Source organism: Polaromonas sp. OV174, from assembly GCF_900112285.1.
GTDB lineage: Bacteria > Pseudomonadota > Gammaproteobacteria > Burkholderiales > Burkholderiaceae_C > Polaromonas.
In genome coordinates this window covers 22,317-40,404 of the sequence record NZ_FOKZ01000015.1, presented here as the reverse complement: position 1 = coordinate 40,404, position 18,088 = coordinate 22,317, and the positions used below count along the sequence as shown (strand labels likewise).

At 63.4% G+C, this 18,088-nt stretch carries 14 protein-coding genes and 1 other RNA gene; 7 read left to right on the top strand and 8 right to left on the bottom strand.

The window, feature by feature from the left end; genetic code table 11:
- Positions 1-38 precede the first annotated feature (38 nt).
- Positions 39-135, top strand: an RNA gene (ffs, locus tag BM160_RS14150) — signal recognition particle sRNA small type.
- Positions 136-448: 313 nt separating this feature from the next.
- On the top strand, positions 449-925 hold the full coding sequence (locus BM160_RS14145) for a hypothetical protein (protein WP_143093266.1): 477 nt from the start codon (positions 449-451) through the stop codon (positions 923-925).
- 225 nt (positions 926-1,150) lie between these two features.
- On the opposite strand, the gene BM160_RS14140 is transcribed toward BM160_RS14145, so the two are convergent.
- The 6 genes from BM160_RS14140 to BM160_RS14115 form a co-directional block, all read right to left on the bottom strand.
- Entirely contained in the window at positions 1,151-1,756 is a 606-nt protein-coding gene (locus tag BM160_RS14140; protein WP_092006676.1) for a hypothetical protein, read from the bottom strand.
- Between the two features lie 107 nt (positions 1,757-1,863).
- Positions 1,864-2,151 carry a hypothetical protein gene (locus BM160_RS14135; RefSeq protein ID WP_092006672.1) on the bottom strand — a complete coding sequence of 96 codons (288 nt, stop codon included), beginning with the start codon at positions 2,149-2,151 and terminating at the stop codon, positions 1,864-1,866.
- 85 nt (positions 2,152-2,236) lie between these two features.
- The gene (locus BM160_RS14130; protein WP_255368896.1) at positions 2,237-3,544 is read right to left on the bottom strand and encodes a TIGR03862 family flavoprotein; all 1,308 of its coding nucleotides are present in this window, start codon (positions 3,542-3,544) and stop codon (positions 2,237-2,239) included.
- 256 nt (positions 3,545-3,800) lie between these two features.
- The gene (locus BM160_RS22310) at positions 3,801-4,205 is read right to left on the bottom strand and encodes a hypothetical protein (protein ID WP_143093265.1); all 405 of its coding nucleotides are present in this window, start codon (positions 4,203-4,205) and stop codon (positions 3,801-3,803) included.
- Positions 4,202-7,477 (bottom strand): UvrD-helicase domain-containing protein, encoded by a 3,276-nt coding sequence (locus tag BM160_RS14120; protein ID WP_092006663.1) that lies wholly within the window; start codon positions 7,475-7,477, stop codon positions 4,202-4,204. The genes BM160_RS22310 and BM160_RS14120 overlap by 4 nt, the downstream gene beginning before the upstream one ends.
- A gap of 132 nt (positions 7,478-7,609) precedes the next feature.
- Positions 7,610-10,171: a PD-(D/E)XK nuclease family protein gene (locus BM160_RS14115; RefSeq protein WP_092006660.1), complete on the bottom strand. Its 2,562-nt coding sequence runs from the start codon at positions 10,169-10,171 to the stop codon at positions 7,610-7,612.
- A 164-nt stretch (positions 10,172-10,335) separates the two neighbouring features.
- Between BM160_RS14115 and trxA the strand changes: the two genes are divergently transcribed.
- The 5 genes from trxA to BM160_RS14090 all read left to right on the top strand — a co-directional run bounded on the left by trxA (position 10,336) and on the right by BM160_RS14090 (position 16,020).
- Positions 10,336-10,668, top strand: a complete 333-nt coding sequence (gene trxA, locus BM160_RS14110) for a thioredoxin TrxA (RefSeq protein WP_092006657.1) — start codon at positions 10,336-10,338, stop codon at positions 10,666-10,668.
- A 256-nt stretch (positions 10,669-10,924) separates the two neighbouring features.
- A complete protein-coding gene (gene rho, locus BM160_RS14105; RefSeq protein WP_092006654.1) occupies positions 10,925-12,187 on the top strand; it encodes a transcription termination factor Rho in 1,263 nt (420 codons plus the stop codon).
- A 254-nt stretch (positions 12,188-12,441) separates the two neighbouring features.
- Positions 12,442-12,723, top strand: a complete 282-nt coding sequence (locus BM160_RS14100; protein WP_092006651.1) for a type B 50S ribosomal protein L31 — start codon at positions 12,442-12,444, stop codon at positions 12,721-12,723.
- 175 nt (positions 12,724-12,898) lie between these two features.
- The gene (locus BM160_RS14095) at positions 12,899-14,653 is read left to right on the top strand and encodes a hypothetical protein (protein ID WP_092006649.1); all 1,755 of its coding nucleotides are present in this window, start codon (positions 12,899-12,901) and stop codon (positions 14,651-14,653) included.
- The gene (locus tag BM160_RS14090) at positions 14,650-16,020 is read left to right on the top strand and encodes an MATE family efflux transporter (RefSeq protein WP_092006647.1); all 1,371 of its coding nucleotides are present in this window, start codon (positions 14,650-14,652) and stop codon (positions 16,018-16,020) included. The genes BM160_RS14095 and BM160_RS14090 overlap by 4 nt, the downstream gene beginning before the upstream one ends.
- Here BM160_RS14090 and phoR read toward each other — a convergent pair.
- Together phoR and phoB are read right to left on the bottom strand one after the other, a co-directional pair.
- Positions 16,008-17,351: a phosphate regulon sensor histidine kinase PhoR gene (gene phoR, locus BM160_RS14085; protein WP_092006644.1), complete on the bottom strand. Its 1,344-nt coding sequence runs from the start codon at positions 17,349-17,351 to the stop codon at positions 16,008-16,010. The genes BM160_RS14090 and phoR overlap by 13 nt on opposite strands.
- The gene (gene phoB, locus BM160_RS14080; RefSeq protein ID WP_092006641.1) at positions 17,348-18,073 is read right to left on the bottom strand and encodes a phosphate regulon transcriptional regulator PhoB; all 726 of its coding nucleotides are present in this window, start codon (positions 18,071-18,073) and stop codon (positions 17,348-17,350) included. Before phoB ends, phoR begins: the two co-directional genes overlap by 4 nt.
- Positions 18,074-18,088 lie beyond the last annotated feature (15 nt).

Genomic DNA, 18,088 nt, shown 5'->3' with positions numbered 1-18,088 from the left:
CGGCAAAGGTCATTCTCAACTGACTTACAATCCTTGGTGACGGGCCTTCCCGCATGGTAAAGCGGCCAACCGGGTCAGATGGGGAACCAAGCAGCCCTAACTGCGGAGCCAGTGCCGGGGTCAAGGCTCGTCACCTTTTATTCTGAAACCGCCTATTCATGCGTGTTTCAAGCCCAAAGCAGCCTTTCGGGCTGCCTCTGCAACACCTGTTTGCAGCACCTTCCTCAGTCTTTTATGACTGAAAAGGCCGTGTTCCCTACAACGAGAATAAATCAGCGCTGCGCTACATGGTATGTCCGCGTGGCCGTGCCGCCTCGCCTCCCGAAGTTGTTCGGCACAGCTGACTACAACATCACCACAGGGCACTCTGACAATCAATTAGCGAACGTTCGCGTCGCAGCCATACACGGCCCGGCCACATGCTGTAATGATCCATTGGGGAGAATTCATGGAAACATTTTCAACACTCACGCCGGAACGCCAAGCTGAGAAACTAGCCCGTATCAACACTCGCTGGGGCCAACTTCACGCCCTTGAAAAAGAGTGGGGCGACAAGGTATACAAATACATTCTGCTCACAAACTCGGGTGGGGTGATAGCAACGCTTGGATTCTTGGGCACCGCCAGTAAAGCGCTGGACCTGAATAGCGCTAGATGGGCGCTGCTGGCATTCATTACCGGCGTATTGCTGACGGGTGTTGCAGTAGCTCATCGCTACCACCGGTCTGCTGGTCTCTTTTGGGGATACAGAGATGACGTAAATAGGTATCTGGCAGACAAACTTCCATGGGAAGCCGTGGCGAAGCAGGATGATGCAAGGAGCATCAAACGCGGCGGGTGGGGTCTCATCCTCCCCTATGCATGCCTTGGGGCTTTTTGGATCGGCTGTTTCATTGGCGGAGCGGCCCTTCTCAGAGCGTCTTAACTGCTCGGATATCTGAAGATCGAGATGCTTAAGTCTTATCTCAGCGGCAATATTGGAGCGTTCACATATACCAAACGAGAGTTCGAGCCTAAAAGGCCCAATGAGCCTCAAGAGGCGAAACCTACGTCGGCAGCGCTAGTCAAAGAAAAGGACGAATAACTCTTTGCAAGCGAAGCGCCCTCAATGACAAACCCTTGGAGCGCCATCAGCCCGGCGCCGGGCTGATCAGTCCACCATCAACTGGCAATAAGCATCCCGCGTGCCGGGCGAAACCGACGCCAGCAACTGGGCGTGCGAGGTTTGGTTTCTGGCCATCATTCGGGCGCTGGCGGTGGTTTTTGACTTGCAAAACCAATGGCAGCTGTGCTGCATCAAAAACAATTCGGCCGACATCGTGAAGGCCTTGCGCTTGAGGTTCAGGTTGGCGCTGTTTTGCGCGGTCTGGCTGATGCTGCGCGCGTGTACGGCCAGGAGTTTGCGCATATCGAAGGTGGCGCTGGGAAACAGCTTTTCGGCAAAGGGCAAGGCCAGCGGCAGCTTGCTGGCCAGGGCCTGGGCCTCTTCGACCTTGGCAAATTCGGTGGCAAAGCGGTTGAACTGCTCGGACAGTGTGGCCTCGGTGGCGCTCAGCGCCTGCCAGCGTTGCTCGCGCCGGGCTGGATCGGCCTCGCCCAGCGCCTCCATATAGCCCAGGTGTAGCCTTTCCATGAGCTTTTCGATGTGGTATTTCTGCAGGTGCGCACCCAGCAGCGCCATGCGCTGGCGCTGCTGCCTGGACCGGATGATGTAGATGCCTGCCAACAGCAGGCTTGCCAAAATAAATGTATCCATGGCCAAGCTGATTCGTTTCTTTCTAGGGGGTCATGCGAAATGCTGCTGCGGCGCTATCCGCGGACATCCATGGATCTCCGTCGGATTGGCGCAGTCACGCGGCGCGGCTAGTCCTGGCGGAAAGCCTCTTCGATCGCCTCGGTGGTCTGCAGGGCATGCACGGCGATCTGCTCGGTTGCCAGGGCCAGCGAAGCCAGCGCATAAGTGCCGCTGATCACGCCCTTGTAAGCCACTTCGGCGCCGATCGCGTCACCGCCCAGGCCTTCGGTGGCGGCCACGATGCAGTCTTCTATGCTGTCCAGGCCGGCGTCGCCGTAAAGCTCTTCGCCTTCGTAGCTGACGCGGTACTCGTAGTGTCCTTGTTCAATCGGATCGATGTGAAAACGCACGATCATGGCAAGCTCTTTTCCTAAATTTTGAGATTCGACAAAAAACAAACCGCTACCAAATCAATAGCTGGTAGCGTATATCCTGATTGGCCTAGAGGCCTAAACGGCTTAAAACACCGTGTCCGGCAGCATGGCCGCTGGCAAAGCAAGCCGTCAGCAGGTAACCGCCCGTGGGTGCTTCCCAGTCCAGCATTTCACCAGCGCAAAACAGCGGCGGCTTGATGCCTGCCGGGGTTGTGACTTGCAGCTGCGCGTCCATCCCATCAAAGCGGACGCCGCCGGCGCTGCTGATGGCTTCGTCAATCGGCCGGGTGGCGATCACGCGCACCGGCAAGGCCTTGATGGCGGCGGCCAGCTTCAGCGGATCGGCAATGTCGTCCTTGCCCAGCAGCTCATAGAGCATGGCGGCCTTGATGCCGTCCAGGTTTAAACGGCTCTTGAGGTGGCTGGACAGCGAGCGCGAGCCGCGCGGGTGGCGCACTTCGGCCAGCACCTGCTCGGGCGTTCTGTCGGGCAGCAGGTCGAGCTGGAAGGTGGCGCTGCCGTGGGCCGCGATCTCGTCGCGCAGCAGGCTGGAAACGGCGTAAACCAGGCTACCCTCAACGCCGGCGGCGGTGGCCACGAATTCGCCCTTGCGGCGAAAGCTGCGGCCCCGCGAATCGGTGAAGCTGATGGCCACCGACTTGAAGGGCTGGCCGGCAAAGCGGCTGGAAAAATGCTCGCTCCAGCCGGCTGACGCGGCGGCACGCCCTGGCGCTGCCGCCACCTCAAAACCACAATTGGAGGGCTGCAGCGGCGCCAGCGCCACGCCACGCTCGGCCAGCAGCGGCAGCCAGGCGCCGTCTGAGCCCAGCCGGGCCCAGCTGCCGCCACCCAGCGCCAGCACCACGGCGTCGGCCTCTACCTTCACCTCGCCGGCGGGGCTGGCAAACTTCAGCGCACCGTCTTCGGCCCAGCCCAGCCAGCGATGGCGCATGGAAAACTGCACGCCCGCATTGCGCAGGCGCTGCAGCCAGGCGCGCAGCAGCGGCGCGGCCTTCATGTCCTTGGGAAACACCAGGCCCGAGCTGCCGACAAAGGTTTCCACGCCCAGGGCATCGGCCCAGGCGCGCAGCTCGTTCGGGCCAAAGGCGGCGATCAACGGCTGCAGCTGCTCGCTGCGCTCGCCGTAGCGCTTCATGAAAAACTCAGGCGGCTCGGAATGGGTCAGGTTGAGCCCGCCCCGGCCGGCCAGCAAGAACTTGCGGCCCACCGAAGGCATGGCGTCAAACAGCTGCACAGACAGCGCCTGGCCGGCACTGGCCAGCACCTCGGCGGCCATCAGGCCGGCGGGGCCGCCGCCTATGACGGCAACGCGTAGCGGCGGGGTCGCCTGGGCAAGAGAAGTTGTGTGGTTCAAAAGAAAATCCGTCTGCACAAGGTGCAACTTGAGGCCAAAAAATGCAGCCTATCAGTCACCGGGGTTTCTGATAGCGCATGGTTGCTCTGTTTTTAATAGCTGGATGCGCCCATCGGTCGTGGCCTTCAAGGCTAAATCGCTTGAAAACATGAATGCAGGCAGGTCGCAGCAAGACCGAGGGGCAAGCCTCGATTATTGCAGCTAGCTCAAGGCCTAGAAAGTGCGCGGTCAAGCCATGGCCAGCCCGGACCGAACATCACCGAACGATGGTGAGCTCGGGCGGGGTGATGCCGCAAGCCCCCTGCATCGCCGAGCGCCTGGCCTGCAGTTCTTGGTGATGGGGGCTGGTGGCGCTGGCCGCCGCGTCATGCGCCCTGCGCGCGCGCTGGCAGCTCGGGCTGTTCATTCTTTCAGTCCGCAAATCAACCTGTGGTCGTCCTGAAGCTTGTGGCTGGCGCTGGGCGATGTGGCGGTCCAGTTGCTCCGTCAAGCTGGGCTGGTCTTGTTGCGGGGCTTGGCCGCGTTCACAGGCTTGCGCGGAAAAGCCGGGCCGGCCTTGCGCGTCCAGGCACTGATAAAAGGTTTGCGCGCTGCCGACCTGAGCCGTCGCCGCATAGAAGGCAAGCGGCCCTAGGGCTCGCCAGACCGATGCGGCGCTCAAACCAGCTCCACCACGGTGCCCTGGCCGGTCAGAAAAGCGGCTTTCACGGCGGCGCCGGGGTAAATCTGCTGCACCGCCGCGCGGTAGGTCTGCAGCTGCGCTATCAGGGCCGGCTGCTGCTGCGGCGCGTGGGCCGATTTGTAGTCCAGCACCCACCACTGGTCTTCATGGCCGGCATCCTTGCGCTGCACCAGACGATCCAGCCGCAGGGGCTGGCCCTGATACACCAGATCCACCTCGTTGCCCTGCCAGGCCACCGAATGTCCACCCCAGGCCCAGGCGCCCTCGCCCGCCAGGATGCGCAGGGCCAGCGCCTGTGCCTCAGTAGCTTGCGCCGGACTCAGGCGAAACTCGCGCGCCGCCGCAGCCACTTGCTGCGCCGACGAGGGGCCGCCCCACTCCAGCAGGCGGTGCATGGCCTTGCCTATGCGCGCCTTGAGGGAGTCGGGCGCTTCAAATTCGGCCTGCGCGGGAGTAGCCTGCGCGTCGGCCGGCAAACTGGGCAGTTCGGGCAGCAGGAAGACGTCGCTGGCCGGTGCCGTGTCACTCTCGGACGGCAGCGGAATCACCGGCGCGGCCAACTCCTCCATCAGGCCGTCACCCAGGCCCTGCAGGCGCTGCCACCAGCTGTCGGTCGTGACCCTGTGCGGCTCGATGGAGGAAATCGCCAGCGTATGCCTGGCCCGCGTCAGGGCCACATACAGGGCATTGAGCTCTTCGCGCTTGCGCGCCGCCTGCTCGGCCGCCAGCGCTTCCTGGGCGCAGGCCGGCGGCCGGCTTTCGCTGACCAGAAAGACGAATTTGTGCGGCTCGCTGGCCTCGCCCGGCCAGTCGATCAACACCCCCATGCTGTCGGCACTGCGCTCCACCGTGTCGGTGTCCAGCAACAACACGGCCTCGGCCTCCAGCCCCTTGGCGCCGTGAATCGTCAGCAGGCGCACCGCGTCGGGATTGACGGCCACCGGCGCCAGCGTGCCGCCGGCCTTGAGCGCGCGAATCAGGCCGTAAGGCGTGACGTAACGCCCGCCGTCGCGCTCCAGCGCCACGCCCAGCAGGGCGCGCAAATTGGCCAGCACAGTCTGGCGCTGGGTGGCTGGCGCGGCGGCGACAAAGCGCGCCAGCACATCGCCGTCGGCATAAATGGCTTGCAGGGCATCGTGCGGCGGCTGCTCGTCCAGCCAGCCTTTCCAGCGCATCAAAATGGCACCCAGCCCTTGCAGCTCGGGCGCAAGCAGCTCTGTTTTTTGTAGCAATTCAAACCACGGCAAGGTCAGCTCACGCTGCAGCAGGGCCAGTTGCACCAGGCTGGCGTCGCTCAGGCCGAACAGCGGCGAGCGCAGCGCCCTGGCCAATGACAAGTCATGCTGCGGCGACACCAGCACGTCCAGCAGCGCCACCAGGTCCAGCACCTCGCAGCAGTCGATCAGGTCGGTTTTTTCGCCAATCTGCGCCGGAATGTGCAGCGCCCGCAACTCCTGCTGCAGCGGCAGCAGGCCGGCGCGCTTGCGCGACAGCACCATGATGTCTTGCGGTTTCAAGCCGGTCGTCATTTGCATTGCAATCCAGGCGGCGGCCTGGCGCGCTTCCAGGGTGCGCAGGGTTTCTTCGGGCAGTTCGCGCGGCGTGCTCAAGCTGTCGCGCCAGTGCTCGTTTGACTCGGCTTCGGGCGGCTGAGCCTTGACCCGCGGGATAGCGGGCAAACGGCCGGTGTCGCCGGCGCGCTGCGAGTCGGTGCTGTGCTCGCGAAAGCCGTCATAGCCGTCACGCGCGCGGGCCGCGCCCATGGCGGCGTTGACGCTGGCGATCACGGCCTGGGCGTTGCGCCGGGTGTGGTCGCAGCTGAGCAGGTCGCCGCTCAGGCCGTCCACGACAAAGGCTTGGGCGGCGCGAAACACCTGCGGCTCGGCGCGCCGAAAACGATAAATACTTTGCTTGGGGTCGCCGACCAGAAACACGCTGGGCGCCGCACCGGCGCCGGAATAACCGCTGAGCCAGGCCGACAGCGCCTGCCACTGCAAGGGGTTAGTGTCCTGGAACTCGTCAATCATCAAATGCTTGATGCGCGCATCCAGCCGCTCCTGCACCCAGCCGGCCAGCACCGGGTCGCCCAGCATGACCAGGGCCGCCCTTTCCACGTCATTCATGTCAACCCAGCCGCGTTCGCGCTTGAGCTGGGTGAACTGGGCAATCAGCAGCCGGCTCAGCCTGGCCATGCGCTGCTGGTGGGCCCAAGCCTCGTGTTGCTGGCTGGCGGCCTGCACCCGCAACACCAGCTCCTGGGCCAGGCGCACACCTTCGATGCCGGCAATTTTTTCGCCGAATTTGCGCGGCGTGCCTTTGTCGGTCAGCAGCGCGGCAAAGACGCCGGGCAGCTGCTGCGCCGTCACCGCCATCTCCAGCTCCACGCCCTTGGCCGAGAAGGTGGGCGCACTGGCGCGGCCCAGTGCCTGGGCGGCGTCCAGCAGCAACTGGCGGTTGGCAGGCATGGCGATGAGGCTGTCTTCTGGCCTGGCCAGCCCGGCAAACTCGGGAAACTGCACGTCAAAGGGCTGCACCGACAAGTCGACGATGCCTTTCTCGTCGGCCAGCGTGAACTCAATGCGCTTGTCCAGCGCAGTTTGCAGAGCCTTGTCGGTCTGGAAGCGGCCGTGGCCTAGCACCAGGGCCTCGAAGTCGGCCTTGAGAGGCTCATCGGCCAAGAGCGCCGCATAAAAGCGCCGCCACACCAGCGCCCGGGCCGGCGCATCGTCTTCCAGCAAGTCGTAGTTGACCGGCAGGCCCAGTCTTTGCAACACCGCCACGGGCGCGCTGCGCAACAAGGCGGCAAACCAGCTGTGAAAAGTGCGTATCTGCACCGTGCGCCCGCTGGCCAGCACGGAGCGGTATAAATTTGATAGCTGCTTGCGCACGTCCTGCGGGGCATTCGGTCCGATTTGGCTTGTCATTCCGCGCATCACCAGCTCGCGCTGCAAAGTAGCGTCATCGGCCTGGGAGAACATCTTGAGCCACTCATCCAGGCGCTCGCGCATTTCACCGGCGGCCTTTTTGGTGAAGGTAATGGCCAGGATTTCGTGCGGCCGCACCTGCGGCTGGGCCGTGCCGTCGGCACTGGCGCCGTCCAGCATGGCGCGCACGATGCGCGACACCAGCATCCAGGTCTTGCCGGCGCCGGCGCAGGCCTCGACCGCCACGCTACGGCGCGGATCGCAGGCAATGGCATAAAACGCGTCGGCGGACACCGGCTGGCCGTTGCATTCGTAGGCGGCGCTCATCGGGCAACTCCGTTGAAACAGGTGAAAGAGCGAACAAGCGTGGGGGTCACGAACGAAGCGCAGGGCCGCCCCAAGCGAAGTTCAGCCCCCTCGGGGGGCAGCGCACTACGCGAAGCGAGAGGCGTGGGGGTTCTATTCATTCCAGAAATCCTTGCGGCAGAGGCCGCGCGCGGCGCAATAGTCGCAGGCCTTGCCCTCGCCCAGCGCCGGCAGCACGGCGCCCTGGGCAATGCGCGCCATGTCCAACAAAATGCTGTCGATCAGGCCATCGCGCAGTTCCACGATGTCGGGCTGCTCGTAGGTGCGGGTCGGCTCTTTTTCGCCCAGGTTGACATAGGCCGCGGCCAGCGTGTCGTCGGCCATCAGCGCGGCATAGAACGCCAACTGGGTGTCTTCCTGGCCGTTCTTGATGCGTTCGGCCGTGGTGGTGCGCGGCTCGGTCTTGTAGTCCAGCAGCAAGATGTGGCCGTCGGCATGGCGGTCTATGCGGTCCATCTTGCCCAGCAGGGTCAGCTCGCCCAGTGGCATTTCGTGCCAGCTTTCGGCCGACTCGAACTGCGCGCCCGTGGCCTCGTGCTCTACCAGCCAATCCAGATAGCCGTCGCGCACCGGCGCCCAGGCGGCAGCAAAGGGCAGGAACTCGCTGTCACTCAAGCCCAGCTCCTTGGTGGACAGCTCGGCGGCAGCATCAATCATGCGCAGCCGCGCCGACCGCTCGCTGGTGGGCGTGGCCTGGAGCGCCTCATGGAAGTGGCGCAGCAGGCCGTGCAGCCAATTGCCGAAATCGCGCTTGCCCAACTCGCTTTCCAGCTCGTCGGACTCCTGCAGCTTGAACTGGCGCAGCGCAAAAAAACGGTAGGGGCAACGGCGCAGGTCGTCATAACTGCTGGCCGACAGCCGGCTCACGGGCAAGGCCTCGCCGCTGGGCAGCGGCCGAGGCGTGGGCTGCGCGGCCACGGCGCGCGCGCTGCGCTGGTCGGGCGCCAGATCGGTGGCGGGATCAAGCTCGCGCAGCAGCAGCAACTCCTGCACAAAACCGCTGGGCATCAGGTGCTCGCCGCCCTCGCTGCTGCGCCACAGCACATCCACCCGGGGCAGTTGCAAGCCGTAATGCCAGGCTTGCCGGGCCGCGCTGGTCAGGGCCTCGCGCGAAGGTAGGCCCAGCAGCTCGCGCTGGCTGGGCGTCCACTGGCCCGGCGGCTCGGGCGACACCGGCAGGCGGACCTCATCGCAGCCGGGCAGCACCACGGCCTGCATGGGCCGGCCCAGCAGTTGCGCCAACGGCAGGATCACCACCTGCTCATCCTGGGGATGGGCAGGGGAATATTTGCCGCCCTCCAGCGCCTGGTTGACCCAGCTGCTGAAGTCATTGAGCTTCATGGTGGGCGCGGTTTCAAACTCGGTCTCGGCACCCTCGTGCAGGCGCAGCACTTCCAGCACCGTCTGACCGGCATCATCCAGCATCAAGACTTCCCACTGTCCGGCAGCCTGCAGGGCGGCGCGCAGATCACGCAGCCAGAGCATCAAGGGGCGGGCACGGACCAGGGTCTCGCGCAAGGTGTTCACCGGCAAGGCCAATGCCTGAATGGCCGCCAAGCTGGGCAGCGGCACAACGGGCAGCTCGCGCCAGGCACGCACGCCGGCTTTGCGCAGTTCGGTTTCGGCTGCCGTCACCTCGGTGCGGGCAAAGGCCGGGGCGTTTTTCAGCCAGTCGAGCACGGCGTCGGTAGAGGCATCCCAGGGCATGGCGCGCAGCAAGCTCATCAAAGCGGCCGCGGCGCGGGTGGTGGACAGCTTCCAGCCGGTTTCGTCGCGCATGGCAATGCCTTGCTGGGCCAGCATGGCGCCGACGCGGCGCGTCAGTTGCCGGTCCTGGGCGATCAGCGCCACCGGCTTGCGCCCCTGCGCCAAATGCGCCAGCACGCAGGCGGCGGCCTGCTCGGCCTCATCCTCGGCATCCCGCGCGGCATGCAGCGCCGGCGCTGGTGCCGAGTCCGGCCAATCGGCAGAGGGGCATAACGCGATGGAGTGCGAGCGCTCGCCAAAATGCGCCTTGAGCGCCTCCGTCAGCGGCTCGGTCTGAAAGCCTTCCAGCACCACCAGCAACACCGGTTGCGCCTGGAACAGCCGGTCCGTGGGATAGGCCGAGGCCGCCGCCCAGGCCAGCGCCACACTCCCCACCGCCGCTTCCAGCGCCAGCACGGGGGAATCCAGGCCCACCCCCAATTCGACCGCCAGGCGCTCACTCCAGGCCTGGCGCTCGGTGGGCAAGACCGCCGCGGCGACCCGGCCCAGGCTCCAGGCGGCCTCGACCAGACGCCCGGCCAGCGCCTCCTGCTGCGCGCCCAGGCCGGCGCGCCCCAGCAGCGAAGCGGCAGTCAGCGTATCGACCGCCACGTCCATGCGCAAATCATCGCCAGACGGCGTGAACAGCCCCAGCGTACCGCCCTGAGCGGTGGCCCAGTTCATGGTGGTTTCAAAGCGTGGCACAAAAAATGTGCCGCCGGCCTGCTGCGCCTGCGCTGCCCAAGCCTGGCGCGCGTACGGGATCAGCTGGACATAGGGCAAGAGCACCACGGCCTCGGCGGGATGCACGCCGCGTACCTGCAAGGCCTCGGCCAGTTGCGTCATGGCCTGCTGCCAGCAGCGCTGCGCCAGGCTTGCCGCAGCATCAAGGGAGTCGGGAAGCGGCATAGGGGGAAAGGCTTTTATGGAAGTACAGAAGAATGGGGGGTTGAATCCGGAGAAAGGCTATCGGGGCGATAGCCGCTGCCTGAGCGACTCCATCCCTTGCTTTCTGCCACAATAACCGCAAATTTAGCTATCCCCCGTATCGTAACTAGACCCAAGGAGCCGTCATGGCGAGCGAACTGATCAAACATACCACCGATGCCACTTTTGAAGCCGACGTGCTCAAATCCGTCCAGCCCGTGCTGGTCGACTATTGGGCCGAGTGGTGTGGTCCCTGCAAGATGATCGCCCCGATTCTGGATGAAGTGGCAGCCGGCTACGCAGGCAAGCTGCAAGTTGCCAAGATGAACGTCGACGAAAACCGCGAGATTCCCGCCAAATTCGGCATTCGCGGCATCCCTACGCTGATGCTGTTCAAGGACGGCCAGCTCGCCGCCACCAAGGTCGGCGCCATGAGCAAGTCCCAGCTGACCGCCTTCATCGACCAGCAACTGGTCTAAGTCTTTATCCTCAAAGCGCTGCCAGGCCCTTGCGATTTCCGGCCTGGCAGCCAGCCCTCCCCAGCTTAAGCCAGGGCCCCGGCCACCCTTCAAAATCACGCCCAAACAGCCCCTGAATTTCCTGTCATAATGGGCTGTATTCACCAGTCGGTCACTGCCGCCTGGTTCGAGTTCCCGGTTTGTAAGCCATCCTTCTTTTTGGCTTCTTTTCAAACCTCCCCCCGTTTTCCTAATGAACTCCGCAAGGAGTAACTCCATGCACTTAAACGAACTCAAGGCACTGCACGTGTCTGAAGTCCTCAAGCAGGCCGAAGCCCTTGAGATCGAAAACGTCAGCCGTATGCGCAAGCAGGAGCTGATGTTCGCCATCATTAAAAAACGCGCAAAAACCGGTGAGACCATCGTCGCCGACGGCGTGCTGGAAGTGCTGCCCGACGGTTTTGGCTTTTTGCGAGCGCCTGACTCCAGCTACACCGCGTCTACAGACGACATCTACATCAGCCCGAGCCAGATTCGCCGCTTCAATCTGCACACCGGCGACATGATTGAGGGCGAGGTACGCACGCCCAAAGACGGCGAGCGCTACTTTGCACTGAACAAGCTCGACAAGATCAACGACGGCTTGCCAGAAGACAACAAGCACAAGGTCATGTTCGAGAACCTGACGCCACTGTTTCCGCGCGAGCAGTTCAAGCTCGAGCGCGACATCAAGGCCGAAGAAAACCTGACCAGCCGCATCATCGACATCATTGCCCCCATCGGCAAAGGCCAGCGCGCCCTGCTGGTGGCGCCGCCCAAGTCCGGCAAGACCGTGATGATGCAAAACATCGCCCACGCCATCACCGCCAACTACCCCGACATCGTCATGATGGTGCTGCTGGTCGATGAGCGTCCGGAAGAAGTGACCGAAATGCAGCGCAGCGTGCGCGGCGAAGTGATTTCCTCCACCTTCGACGAACCAGCGGCCCGCCACGTGCACGTGGCCGAAATGGTGATAGAGCGCGCCAAGCGCTTGGTCGAGCTCGGCAAGGACGTTGTCATTTTGCTGGACTCCATCACCCGTCTGGCTCGCGCCTACAACAACGTGCTGCCTTCATCGGGCAAAGTGTTGACCGGCGGTGTCGATGCCAACGCCCTGCAGCGCCCCAAGCGTTTCTTCGGTGCCGCTCGCAAGATTGAAGAAGGCGGCAGCCTGACCATCATTGGCACGGCGCTGGTGGATACCGGCAGCCGCATGGACGAAGTGATCTTTGAAGAATTCAAGGGTACCGGCAACTGCGAAATCCACCTGGACCGCCGCCTGTACGAAAAACGCGTGTTCCCGGCCATCAACCTCAACCGCAGTGGCACCCGCAAGGAAGAGCTGCTGCTAGCGCCAGAAATCCTGCAAAAATCGCGCATCCTGCGTCAATTCATGTACAACATGGACGAGATCGAGTCCATGGAGCTGATGCTCAAGAACATGAAAGCGACCAAGAACAACCACGAATTCTTCGACATGATGCGCCGGGGCGGATAACTGGCCCCCACGCTTTTCGCTTCGCGTAATGCGCTGCCCCCCGAGGGGGCCGTTGCGCCTGCGGCCCGGCAAAGCCGGTTCCGCGGCCCCTGCTGGCGTTAAGAGCAAACCCCAAGTAAAAACACAGCCCGGCGTTACGCTTGGTAAATCGACGCATACTGCAAGCTATAGATTTCATGCAATAATGTAGGGCTTCATGGAAAGTGCCTGGAACGGTTCCTGGTGGCTACCAAAACAATGAAAAAGGAAAGATCATGAAAGAAGGCATTCACCCCAACTACCGCGAAGTTTGTTTCCTGGACATGTCCAACAACTTCAAGTTCGTGACCCGTTCCTGCGCAAACACCAAAGAAATGGTGAAGATGGAAGACGGTCGCGAGTTGCCTCTGTACAAGCTCGATACGTCCAGCGAATCGCATCCCTTCTACACCGGCACGCAGAAATCCGTGGACAACATGGGCGGTCGCGTTGAGAAATTCCGCAATCGCTTTGGCAAGACCGCTGCCAAGGAAGCTGCTCCGGCCGCTGCCGAGTAAGCTGCCATGTAAGCGGCAAAGATCGCTTGCACCAGCCGGTAACAAGCAGCCTGAATTTCAGGCTGCTTTTTTTTTCGGCAAAAATCTCCCCAATGATGGCGGCTCCCGGGTCAAAGCTACCATCAGTTGTTCGCCCGCCAGTCAGACACCGCGTTTTTCTGATCATCAAAGCATTTTGAACAAGCCATCCCCCGCCATCATCGCCCAGTCTGCCGTGCGCCGTCTGCCACGGTTTGCCTTGCTGCTCTTTTGCCTGGCCTATGTATTGCCGGGTTTTTTAGGTCGCGGACCCTGGAAAAACGAAGATATTGCGGCCTTCGGCGTCATGCAGGAGCTGACTTCCGCCGCCGCCAACTGGCTGCAGCCCCAATTGCTGGGCCAGGCCACGGAGTTTGATGCCCGCGTCCCCTATTGGCTGGGCGCCATAGCCATCAAATACCTGCCTTTTCTGGATTCGGCCCTGGCCGCGCGCATTCCCTTCATTTTGCTGCTGAGCCTGACGCTGCTTGCCACCTGGTACGCCATTTATTACCTGGCCCGCAGCCCGCAAGCCCAGCCGGTGGCCTTTGCCTTTGGCGGCGAAGCCAGCCCGGTGGACTATGCCAGGGCCATCGCCGATGCAGGTTTATTGGCCCTGATTGCCTGCCTGGGGCTGGCCCAGTTGTCTCACGAAACCACGCCGGCATTGGCGCAGCTGGGCTTTACCACCCTGGCGTTTTATGCCATGGCAGCCAGCCCCTTCCGCCCGGCCACCCGGATCATTGGGCCGGCCTTGGGTCTGCTGGTGGGCCTAGGGGGCCTGGCCCTGAGTGGCGCTCCCACGCTGGCTCTGCTGTTCGGCCTGGGCGGCGCGCTGGTGGAGCGCAGCCACATGCGCTGGGGCAACAACCAGCGGGATGACGCCGGCAGGCGGCAGTCCTGGCATTGGGTGTTATTGATAGCCGGTGCCACTTTGGGAGTTTCGCTGCTGGCCCACGCACTGGACTTGTGGCGCTGGCGCATTCACCTGCCCGGTGCCGAGGAAGCCTCCGCTTGGGGCGACTGGCGCAGCCTGGGCCGCCTGCTGCTTTGGTTTACCTGGCCGGCCTGGCCGCTGGCCCTGTGGACGCTATGGCGCTGGCGCCGGCAGCTGGCGAGCCGCCACGTCGCCTTGCCACTGTGGTTTGCCAGCATGGCCATTGCTGCCACGCTGACCACCACAGCCTCCGACCGCAGCTTGCTGCTGAGCCTGCCACCGCTGGCGGCGCTGGCGGCATTTGCCCTGCCCACGCTCAAGCGCAGCGTGGCTTCGCTGGTTGACTGGTTCACCCTGCTGTTCTTCACCGGCTGCGCCATCATCATCTGGGTCGTCTGGATTGCCATGCAGACCGGCGTGCCGCGCCAACCTGCGGCCAATGTCGCCAGACTGGCGCCGGGCTTTGAACCCAGTTTTTCCTGGTTCGCCTTTATGGCGGCGGTAGCGGCCACGCTGGCTTGGGCCTGGCTGGTGAAATGGCGCACCAGCTCACAGCGCGCGCCGATCTGGAAGTCGCTGGTGCTGCCGGCCGGTGGCACCACCTTGTGCTGGCTGCTGCTGATGACCTTGTGGCTGCCCTTGCTTGACTACGCACGCAGCCTGGCGCCGCTGTCGCGCCAGGTGGCCAGCCTGGTGGATAAAAAATCCTGCGTTGAAATTTACGGCGTGGGCAGCGCACAGGCAGCAGCCCTGCAATACCACGGCCAGCTCGAACTGCGCCCGGTCGGCGCACAGGCGAACTGCCCCTACCTGATCGTCGATGTGAACAGCCAGTCCAGCCTGAGCAGTGCCGTCAACTTGCCCGACTGGGCGTTTCAAGCCGCGGTCCGCAAGCCCACGGACAAGTCCGAAAACATGCTGGTGTACAAACGCATCGGCGGCGTCAGCCCACCCCCGCCTATGACCGCCCGATGAGTGAGCTAAAGGTCATCAGCCGACACGCCGGCACCATCTTGCTGGGCCAACTGGCGGTGATGGCCTTCGGCGTGGCCGACACCGTGATTGCCGGCCATCACAGTGACGCAGCGCTGGCTGCCTTGTCGGTGGGCTCTGCCCTTTATGTCAGCGTTTACGTGGCACTGATGGGTATTGTGCAGGCCTTGCTGCCGATCTGGGCCGAGCTGCTGGGCGCACGCAAGCAGGAGGCCATCGGGCGCTCCCTGCGGCAAAGCCTCTACTTGTGCGGGCTGATCACGGTAGCGGGCATGACCGCCCTGCTATTTCCCGGTCCACTGCTGCGTTGGGCCCAGGTGCCCGAACTGATGCAGGGCGAGGTTCAGCGTTACCTGACAGTACTGGCCTTTGCCTTTGCCCCCGCCCTGCTCTTTCGGATCTACAGCACTTTCAATCAGTCTCTGGGCAAGCCGCGCCTGGTCACATGGCTTCAGGTCATCGCCCTGGCGGCAAAAATCCCCCTTTCCATCTGGCTGGTGGACGGCGGTGGTGGCGTTGCCGCCATGGGCGCCGTCGGCTGCGCCTGGGCCACGCTGATCGTCAACTATCTGTTGCTGATCCTGGCCGTGGTGATGCTGCGCAGCCAGGACATCTACCTGCCGTTCAAACTCTGGCAGCGTATGGAGCGGCCTGACTGGCCGCAATTGCGCACCTTTGCCCGGCTAGGCCTTCCGGGTGGACTGGCCTACCTGGTCGAGGTCACTTCTTTTACCCTGATGGCCTTGTTCATTGCCCGGCTGGGCACCGTGGCCTCGGCCAGCCACCAGATTGCCGCCAGCGTGGCAGCCGTGCTCTACATGATGCCGCTGTCCATGGCGATTGCCTGCAGTGCCCGGGTCTCATTCTGGCTGGGCGCCAGTCGGCCAGACTATGCAAAACGCGTCGTATTTATGGGAATAAGGCTCACACTCCTTTTGGCGCTTGCGCTAGCAGCTATTATTTCAATAGCAGGCCCAATGCTGGCAGGCGCCTATTCAAGCAACCCGGAGATCATCGCCCTGGCCTCATCGCTGCTGGTGTGGGTGGCGTTCTACCATGTGGCAGATGCCACCCAGGCCTTGTGCGCCTTTTTGCTGCGCTGCTATCGCATCACGATCACGCCACTGGCGCTGTACGGCGTGCTGCTCTGGGGTCTGGGCCTTTTTGGCGGCTATCAGCTGGCCTATGAAGGCATTGCCGGCCATGGCGCGACCCAGTCGGCGGGCAGCTTCTGGCTGGCCAGCACCCTGGCCATCGCCATGGTCGCCAGCTGTCTTTTGGGCTTGCTGGTGTACACCGTGCGGCGCCACAGCCAGGGCGCGCGCGTGCCTGAGGCTCACGCGGCCTGAAGCAAGCGCACCCGGGCGGCCGGAAAGACGATAGAAAAACACGAGCCCTGTCCGGCCTGGCTTTCTATATGCAGTTCGGCGCCATGGCGCTGGGCCACATGTTTGACGATGGCCAGGCCCAGGCCGGTGCCGCCGGTCTCGCGTGAGCGGCTGCGGTCTATGCGATAAAAACGCTCGGTCAGGCGCGGCAGGTGTTCGGGCGCAATGCCAGGGCCTGAATTCTTGACACGAAACTCACCCCGCCCATCGGGCAGCCGACTCCAGCTGACGCGAATCTGGCCGGCTTCGGGCGTGTAGCGCACGGCATTGCTCACCAGATTGGACAGGGCGCTGCAGACTTCGCTGTGCAGGCCGGCTATTTCGCAGGCCGGGCCGGGCTCGAACAGCAATTGCTGGCCTGGCGGCGCAATCAGCTGAGACAAGGCCCTGGCCTCCTGTTCGCACTGAGCCAATAGCGCACGCGTGCTCATCCAGTCACCGGCGCCAGGCAGCGGGCTGCCTTCGAGCCGCGACAAGGTAAGCAAGTCACTCACCAGGGTCTGCATGCGCTGCGACTGCTGAGCCATCAAGGCCAGGTATCGACTGCGCTCGGCCTCCTTCAAAGGCAGGGTTTGCAGGGTTTCGACGAAACCTGACAGCACCGTCAGCGGCGTGCGGATTTCATGCGATACGTTGGCGACAAAATCCCGCCGCATGGCTTCCGCCTGCTCAACGGCGGTGATGTCGCGCGACAGCAACAGCTTGCGATCCTTGCCGTAGGCGTGCGCCTGCACCGACAGTTTGACCGGCCGGTTCGGCGTGCTCAGGTCGCCGGCAATCACCACCTCCTGCGCAAAATTGCGGGAAGCCATATAGGTATTGAAGGCCGGCTCGCGCACCAGGTTGGCAATGTGCTGCAGCACATCGCGCTGGGCATCAAAGCCGAAATGCTGCGCCGCCGTCTGGTTGCACCACTCGATGCGGCCCTGGCCATCGAGCAGCACCACACCATTTGGCGAGGCCTGTATGGCCGCCAGGAATTCGTCAAGACGGGCCTGGCTTTCCTGGCTCTGCTGGTCGCGGTTTTTCAGCAGGCGGCGGGTCCGGTCAGCCACCTCGCCCCAGACGCCGGGCAGCTTGGGTTGCGTGCGGGCCATGAGGGTAGGCGCATCGTTGCTTTGCTCGCTGCGCAGCCAGGCGAGCAAGCGCCCCAGGTAGAGGCTGTCAAGCAGCAGCCAGAGCAGCGCGCCCAGCAGCAGGCCGACGACCATGCCTTCTGGCGCCGCCAGCGCCCAACCAAGGCCACCGCCGGCCAGCAGGCAGACGGCAAAGCTAATCCAGCGCTGAATCATTTTCCTGTGGCTGCAAAGCTTGCGGCGCTGCTGGCTGGCTGCGCCGTCAGCCGGTAGCCCGCGCCGCGAACGGTTTCCACCATGGTGCCGGCGCCGCCCAGCGCTTCACGCAAGCGCTTGACATGCACATCCACCGTGCGCTCCTCGATGAACACATGGTCGCCCCACACCTTGTCGAGCAAGGCGCTACGGCTGTGCACACGCTCGGCATGCTTCATCAGGTAGTTCAAGAGCTTGAACTCCGTCGGGCCCAGCTTGAGCTCCTGGTTCTGAAAGCTGATGCGGTGCGTCGCCGCATCCAGCACCAGCTCACCCACCGTGACGCTGTCACTGACCGATTCGGGGGCGCGCCGGCGCAGCACCGCACGTATCCGGGCCAGCAACTCCTGAGTGGAGAAAGGCTTGGTGATGTAGTCGTCGGCACCGGCATCCAGGCCGGCCACCTTGTCGGGCTCGTCGCCGCGGGCCGTCAACATCAGGATAGGAATGCTCTTGCTGCGGGCCTGCTTGCGCCAGTGGCGGGCCAGGGCCAGCCCGCTTTGTCCCGGCAGCATCCAGTCCAGCAAGATGACATCAGGCAGCACAGCATCGAGCTCGCGCTGCGCCGCCACGCTGTCAGGCGCCACCACAGGAACGAAACCCCCATGCCGCAAATTGACCGCAATCAGTTCGGCGATCGCGGGTTCGTCTTCAACAATCAATACACGTGGCAAATGCTTCATCTGGGTTTCACTTGG

What these genes read in the sequence shown, in the direction of transcription:
- BM160_RS14145 (WP_143093266.1), top strand. Translation starts at nt 449, where the DNA reads ATGGAAACATTTTCAACACTCACGCCGGAACGCCAAGCTGAGAAACTA.
- BM160_RS14140 (WP_092006676.1), bottom strand. Translation starts at nt 1,756, where the DNA reads ATGGATACATTTATTTTGGCAAGCCTGCTGTTGGCAGGCATCTACATC.
- BM160_RS14135 (WP_092006672.1), bottom strand. Translation starts at nt 2,151, where the DNA reads ATGATCGTGCGTTTTCACATCGATCCGATTGAACAAGGACACTACGAG.
- BM160_RS14120 (WP_092006663.1), bottom strand. Translation starts at nt 7,477, where the DNA reads ATGAGCGCCGCCTACGAATGCAACGGCCAGCCGGTGTCCGCCGACGCG.
- BM160_RS14115 (WP_092006660.1), bottom strand. Translation starts at nt 10,171, where the DNA reads ATGCCGCTTCCCGACTCCCTTGATGCTGCGGCAAGCCTGGCGCAGCGC.
- trxA (WP_092006657.1), top strand. Translation starts at nt 10,336, where the DNA reads ATGGCGAGCGAACTGATCAAACATACCACCGATGCCACTTTTGAAGCC.
- rho (WP_092006654.1), top strand. Translation starts at nt 10,925, where the DNA reads ATGCACTTAAACGAACTCAAGGCACTGCACGTGTCTGAAGTCCTCAAG.
- BM160_RS14100 (WP_092006651.1), top strand. Translation starts at nt 12,442, where the DNA reads ATGAAAGAAGGCATTCACCCCAACTACCGCGAAGTTTGTTTCCTGGAC.
- BM160_RS14090 (WP_092006647.1), top strand. Translation starts at nt 14,650, where the DNA reads ATGAGTGAGCTAAAGGTCATCAGCCGACACGCCGGCACCATCTTGCTG.
- phoR (WP_092006644.1), bottom strand. Translation starts at nt 17,351, where the DNA reads ATGATTCAGCGCTGGATTAGCTTTGCCGTCTGCCTGCTGGCCGGCGGT.
- phoB (WP_092006641.1), bottom strand. Translation starts at nt 18,073, where the DNA reads ATGAAGCATTTGCCACGTGTATTGATTGTTGAAGACGAACCCGCGATC.